The sequence below is a fragment of the Endozoicomonas sp. ONNA2 genome (genome assembly GCF_024606365.1).
Classification (GTDB): domain Bacteria; phylum Pseudomonadota; class Gammaproteobacteria; order Pseudomonadales; family Endozoicomonadaceae; genus Endozoicomonas.
This window is the reverse complement of record NZ_JAHHPO010000592.1, coordinates 1-2,109: the sequence shown is the minus strand read 5'-3', so window position 1 is coordinate 2,109 and position 2,109 is coordinate 1. Positions and strand designations below refer to the sequence as shown.

1 protein-coding gene is annotated in these 2,109 nt (G+C 49.0%); it reads right to left on the bottom strand.

Annotation, left to right across the window (positions count from 1 at the left end):
- Positions 1–196: 196 nt before the first annotated feature.
- The coding region (locus KDK14_RS10370) for a TonB-dependent siderophore receptor (RefSeq protein WP_257265028.1) at positions 197–2,109 on the bottom strand (1,913 nt) is incomplete at its 5' end.

Here is a 2,109-nt window from a genome sequence, read left to right as displayed (position 1 = left end):
GTGCCAGGGTCTGCTTTTTTTCCGGCCAGGTAACAAACTTGGAAAGTTTGTAGACAATGGCGGCCTTGACCTTATCTGCTTTGGTAACCTCATTGGCTGCTGATAGAGTTACGTTTAAGCTGCAAAGCAGAGCAATGGCGATTATTGCGTACGTTTTTTTGATTATGATCGGCATGAAGTTATCCCCCCCATCCGATTAATGTTGCCAGCGTAACTGCAGGTACCAGGATTGCTGTACCTCAGTTTCGCCGAGTCCGCTGAATACTTCGTTGAATTCCAGTCGCTGTTTATCAAATAGATTCTTTCCGGTTAAGGAAAGCTCCAGGTCTTTGCCGAATTTTTTGGCGACCCTGACGTCAAGAGCCGTGTGGGCCTTGACCCGGGCATTTTTCAGGTTATCCATGTAACGTACCCAGAAATCCAGGTGCCACTGGTTGGGGAGGTTCATATAGGAGCGGATATTGGCGGTGTGGTCAGCACTGAGGGTTTCCAGAAGGTTTTCATTGCCTTTGAGATAATCTTGGGTAACCGGCGATTCTGAGCCATCAGTAAAGACATCGGTACCCAGAAAACTGTAATTAAACTGAAGTTTCCACCAGGGTTTTGCTTGCCAGTCAGCCGTTATCTCTGCACCGTAGGTGTGGGCGCTAAGGTTATTGGTAAATGTGGTCGGCCACTCAATAACCATCTCTGAGCTGTCCGGGTTAACGCCATAAGAGCAAACTTGAAATCCTGCAGTCGGGTGTGCAGTCAGGGTTGTACCGGAATAACAACCCTGGTCGTCCACATAAGCCAGCAGATCTTTGTATTGATTGAAGAACGTTGATACATCAATCCTGAAGTTATCTCCAATCTGCTCACGGTACCCCAGTTCAAAGGCCAGAAGTTTTTCCGATTGCAATGATTCGTTGCCCCGGATCGCCAGCAGGTTAGCGTGTGTATTCGGAAGTAGCGGGTCACGCAAAAAGGTGATTCCCCTCGTGGTGACGTCTGTTTCACTGATGGATGGTGTTTTTAATGCACTGGCCACTTTCATCCACAGGGTTTGTTGTTCAGAAATTTTCCAGGTTAAGCTGGCATTGGGTTGCACTTCAAACCCGGTGAAATTGTTGTGTTCAAATCGTGAACTCAGCGTCAGCTCCCAATCCGGGCGCAAACGAATATGGTCTTGGATAAAGGCACTGTATAGTTGATCGGTTCGATGGTTTTGGGATACCAATATATAGTCTGTGCCACTGAGACGGTAATTGGTCAGGCGATAACCAAGCCCCCAGATGACCTCATGGTTGTTCCAGGGCTGGGACTGATGCTGGAACTCCAATTCGCCAGTGTCACGTTTCTCGGTTATTCGATAATCGTAGTTTTCATAGCGATCATAGTAGCCTTTGAGTGAAAAATTACTGCCATCACTCAAGAATTGTTTGTAGTTGCCGATCAGGTGGCCACCGCGTTGATCTCGCTTCAGTCTCGCCACCGTGTCTTTTTCTGTTGTACCGTTATAGTTATAAAGAACCAGGTCTGGTTGAGTTGTGCCATCATAAACTTCTGCTTGTACTGAAGCTTCCGCCCCGTTTTCGGTTCGCCAATCTGCCCGCAGGCCTGTACGGTTTATCTTCCAGTCATCATTGGCATCAGTGCCATCAGGGTTGGCCAGACCATCACGGGTGAATGTTTTAAAGAAGGCTCGATAATAACCGTTATCCCCCAGCTCTCCACCGTAGCGATAAGCCGCAAAAGCTCTCTCTTCAGAGCCAAACCCGGTAGATAACAGACCACCCTGGGTATCTGCCGCATGTTTGGTAATTATGTTGATCACGCCATTCACCGCATTGGCACCCCACAGCGCCGCACCCGGACCACGAATCACCTCAATACGGGCAATGTCTTCCAGCATGGTGTCCTGGACATCCCAGTTCACACCGGAGAACAGGGGCGAGTACACGGTGCGCCCGTCGATCAGTACCAGCAATTTATTGGCAAAAATGTAGTTAAAGCCCCGGGTGCTGATGGACAAGCTATTGCCATTCAATCGGGCTACCTGCATGCCCGGCACCATTCTCAGGGCCTCTGGAATGGATGTCACACCCGAACGCTGAAGATCTTCATTGG